The organism is Bifidobacterium sp. UBA6881, assembly GCA_002451435.1.
Lineage (GTDB): Bacteria > Actinomycetota > Actinomycetes > Actinomycetales > Bifidobacteriaceae > Bifidobacterium.
In genome coordinates this window covers 10,692-14,582 of record DKCF01000008.1, presented here as the reverse complement: position 1 = coordinate 14,582, position 3,891 = coordinate 10,692, and the positions used below count along the sequence as shown (strand labels likewise).

The window sequence follows — 3,891 nt, the reverse complement described above, 5'->3', positions numbered from 1 at the left end:
CCAGTCTCAAACGTCCAGACCAGCCAGCCAAACCAGCCGGTCAGTCGGTCAATGTGAACTGGCTGTTGTAGATGTCGGCGTAGAAACCGCCCTTGGCGAGCAGTTCCTCATGGGTGCCGCGCTCCACGATGTCGCCGCCGTTCATCACCAGGATCATATCGGCATCGCGGATGGTGGACAGGCGGTGCGCGATCACGAAGCTCGTGCGGCCGACCGTCAGCGCGTCCATCGCCTTCTGGATCAGCTCCTCGGTACGGGTGTCGACCGACGACGTGGCCTCGTCGAGAATCAGAATCGGCGCGTCCTCGACCATCGCGCGGGCGATGGTGAGCAGCTGCTTCTGGCCCTGAGACAGGGATGCCTTGTCGTCCAGCACGGTGTCGTAGCCGTTCGGCAGCGACATGATGTAGTTGTGCAGTCCGACCGCCTTGCATGCGGCCACGATCTGCTCATCGGTGACGCCCGGCTTCGAATACGCGATGTTTTCACGCACTGTTCCACGGAACACCCATGTGTCCTGCAGCACCATGGAGAACTGGTCGTGCACGTTCCAGCGCGGCACCGACTTGGTGTCCACGCCGTCGATGGAAATCGAGCCGCCGGAGATCTCGTAGAAACGCATCAGCAGGTTCACCATCGTGGTCTTGCCGGCGCCGGTCGGCCCGACGATGGCCACCTTCTGGCCGGCCTTCACCGACGCGGAGAAGTCGTGGATGATCGTCTTGCCCGGCTCATAGCCGAACCGCACGTGGTCGAATTCCACATCGCCGCGCACCGGCTGCGCCTTGCCGTCCGCTCCGACGCCCAGCAACGCCTTCTTGCCCGTCTCGTCGTCCATCTCCGGTTCCTCCAGGAATCCGAAGACGCGCTCGGACGCGGCCGCGCAGCGCTGCAGGTTCTGGAACGCCTGCGCGAACTGGGAAAGCGGCTGCGTGAACAGGCGGATGTACATCATGAACGCCACGATCACACCGAATTCGATCTTGCCGTCCATCGCCAGCACCGCGCCGACCACGCACACCACGACGTAGCCGAAGTTGCCGATGAAGTTCATGATCGGCATCATCAGGCCGGACAGGAACTGGCTCTTCCAACCGGACACGTACAGATCGTCGTTGTACTTCTCGAAACGCGCGATGGAGTCCTTTTCGCCGCAGTACGCCTTGACCACGGTGTGGCCGGTGTACATCTCCTCGACGTGGCCGTTCACTTCGCCCAGCGCGATCTGCTGCTGCGCGAAGTACTTCTGCGACATCTTCATGATCAGTCCCATGATGACCAGACCGAGCAACGCGGATCCGATCGCGCACAGCGCCATGATCACGTTGTTGTAGAACATCATGATGAGCGCGCCGAAGAACAAGGTGATCGACGTGATCAGCGAGCCGACCGACTGGCCGAGCGTCTGGCCGATGGCGTCGACGTCGTTGGTGATGCGGCTCAGCACGTCGCCGTAGCTCACCTTGTCGAAGTACTTGAGCGGCAGTCGATTGATCTTTCCGCTGATCTCCTGGCGGAGCCGCTGCGCGGTGCGCTGCGTGACGTCCGCCATCAGCCAGCTTTGCAGGTAGCACAGCACGGCGTATCCGACGTACAGCGCGACGAGCGTCCATCCGATGCGGCAGACCGCGTCCATGTCGATCGAGTTCATGACCGGCCTGCCGTGCACCATGGCAGGCAGCCCCTTGGTGATCTCGTTGGTCATGTCCTTGAGCTTGTCCGGACCGACGATTTGGCATACGGTGCCGGCCGCGCCGAGCACCAGCGCGATGATGATCACCGGAATGTAACGGCGGCAGAAGCGCATGAGCTTCTTCATCACGCCACCGAAATCGTGCGGTTTTTCAACGGGTCCGCGCCCACGTCCCATTCCTCTTGGCATATCGATCCTCCCTTCAGTGCTTCAATTCGTCTTCGCTCAGCTGCGATTGCGCGATCTGCCGGTACACGTCGCACGTGTCGAGCAGTTCATCGTGCGTGCCCTGGCCGACGACCCTGCCCTGGTCGAGCACGACGATGCGGTCGGCGTCCATGATGGTGCCGATGCGCTGCGCGACGATGAGCTTCGTGGAGTCCTTCGCTTCCTTCGCGAGCGCGTCGCGCACCGCGCGGTCCGTCTTGAAGTCGAGGGCGGAGAAGGAATCGTCGAAGATCAGGATTTCCGGATGGCGGTATACCGCGCGTGCGATCGACAGGCGCTGTTTCTGGCCTCCGGACACGTTGGATCCGCCCTGCGAGATGGCGGATTCGTAGCCGTTGTCTTTTTTCGCGATGAATTCCGTGGCCTGCGCGACCTCGCATGCCGTTTTCACGCCGTCGTCGTCGCGCGCGGCGTCCCCGTAGGCGACGTTGCTGGAAATCGTGCCCTTGAACAGGAACGATTGCTGCGGCACGTAGCCGATTTTGTCGCGCAATGCCTTGAGCGTGTAGTCGCGGACGTTGACGCCGTCGACGAGCACTTCGCCCTGCGTGGCGTCGTAGAAGCGCGGCACGAGGTTGACGAGGGAGGATTTTCCGGAGCCGGTGGAGCCGATGAACGCCACGGTTTCGCCCTTCTTGGCCGTGAAGCTGATGCCTTCGAGCATGGCTTTGCGGGAATCCGGGTAGGTGAAGGAGACGTTGCGGAATTCGATTTCGCCGGTTTCGCCGGGCTTGCCGGCGGTGGCGGTGCCGTCGGCGACCATCGGCTCGGTGTCGATGACTTCGAGCACGCGCTGCGCGGATACGTCGGCGCGCGGCCAGAGCACGAATACCATGCTCATCAGCAGGAAGCTCATGATCACCTGCACGGAGTAGCTGGAGAACACCACCATGTTGGCGAAGGTGGTGAGCTTGTCCTTCATGCCGGCCGCGTCGATGAGGTATGCGCCGATCCAGTAGACGGCCAGCATCAGGCCGTTCATGATGCTGTTCATCATCGGCATCATGATCGCCATGGCGCGGTTGGTGAACAGCTGGGTTTCGGTGAGGTCCTTGTTGGCCTTGGTGAACTTGTTCTCCTGGTAGTCCTCGGCGTTGTACGCGCGCACCACGCGCAGACCGGTGAGGTTCTCGCGGGCCACGAGGTTGATGTTGTCGGTGAGGCGCTGCATGGCCTTGAACTTCGGCATCACGAAGAACATGATCACGCTGATGGCGACCATCAGCACCACGACGGCGACGCCGGTGGCGAGCGTCCATTCGAAGCCCTTGCCGGCGATCTTGCAGATGGCCCACACGGCCATGATCGGCGATTTGACGATCATCATCAGACCCATGGTGATGAACATCTGGATCTGCGTGATGTCGTTGGTGGAGCGGGTGATGAGCGACGCGGTGGAGAATCTGCTCATTTCGGCCGGGCCGAAGCTTTCCACCTTGTTGAATTCAAGCGAACGCAGGCGCTGGCTGAACGATGCGCCGACGCGCGCCGCGATGAAACCGGTGACGATGGCGCAGGCGGCGGAACCGAGCGAGACGAGCAGCATCTTGCCACCGGCCACCCAGATGTCGTGCATTTTGCTGCCGGGGGTTTCCACCAGCGTGGTGATGTCGGACATGTAGTCCGGCAAGGTCAGGTCGAGCCAGATCTGCCCGACGATGCTGACCAGCGCGATGAGCATCTGGCCTATCTCCGCTTTGGAGAGGTATCGCATGACGCGAAGCATGGTTGATTTCCTTCTCTTGTTGTTCCTTGCTGTTTCTGATTGTTTCTACAGCTTTGATTGCTTACATCGTAAATAACTTACACCGTAAGATAATATATCCGCAACTGAGTGTTTCCTGATAATGACGTGCGCCGGAACGTTCCGTTCGTCCTTCCCGAACTGCCGATACTGAGCGCAGCGTTACTGTCGGCAGATTGGTAATCCCCCCCCCCAAAAAAAATCTACCGACACCGAGCACCACTCA

2 protein-coding genes are annotated in these 3,891 nt (G+C 60.9%); both read right to left on the bottom strand.

Going from position 1 to position 3,891, the window contains the following annotated elements; genetic code table 11:
• Positions 1-40: 40 nt before the first annotated feature.
• Positions 41-1,882 (bottom strand): ABC transporter ATP-binding protein, encoded by a 1,842-nt coding sequence (locus tag B3C64_RS00555; RefSeq protein ID WP_291533000.1) that lies wholly within the window; start codon positions 1,880-1,882, stop codon positions 41-43.
• Between the two features lie 13 nt (positions 1,883-1,895).
• Positions 1,896-3,647, bottom strand: a complete 1,752-nt coding sequence (locus tag B3C64_RS00550; RefSeq protein WP_291532997.1) for an ABC transporter ATP-binding protein — start codon at positions 3,645-3,647, stop codon at positions 1,896-1,898.
• Positions 3,648-3,891: the final 244 nt, after the last annotated feature.

Coding starts and splice junctions, on each gene's coding strand:
- B3C64_RS00555 (WP_291533000.1), bottom strand. CDS start 1,882: ATGCCAAGAGGAATGGGACGTGGGCGCGGACCCGTTGAAAAACCGCAC.
- B3C64_RS00550 (WP_291532997.1), bottom strand. CDS start 3,647: ATGCTTCGCGTCATGCGATACCTCTCCAAAGCGGAGATAGGCCAGATG.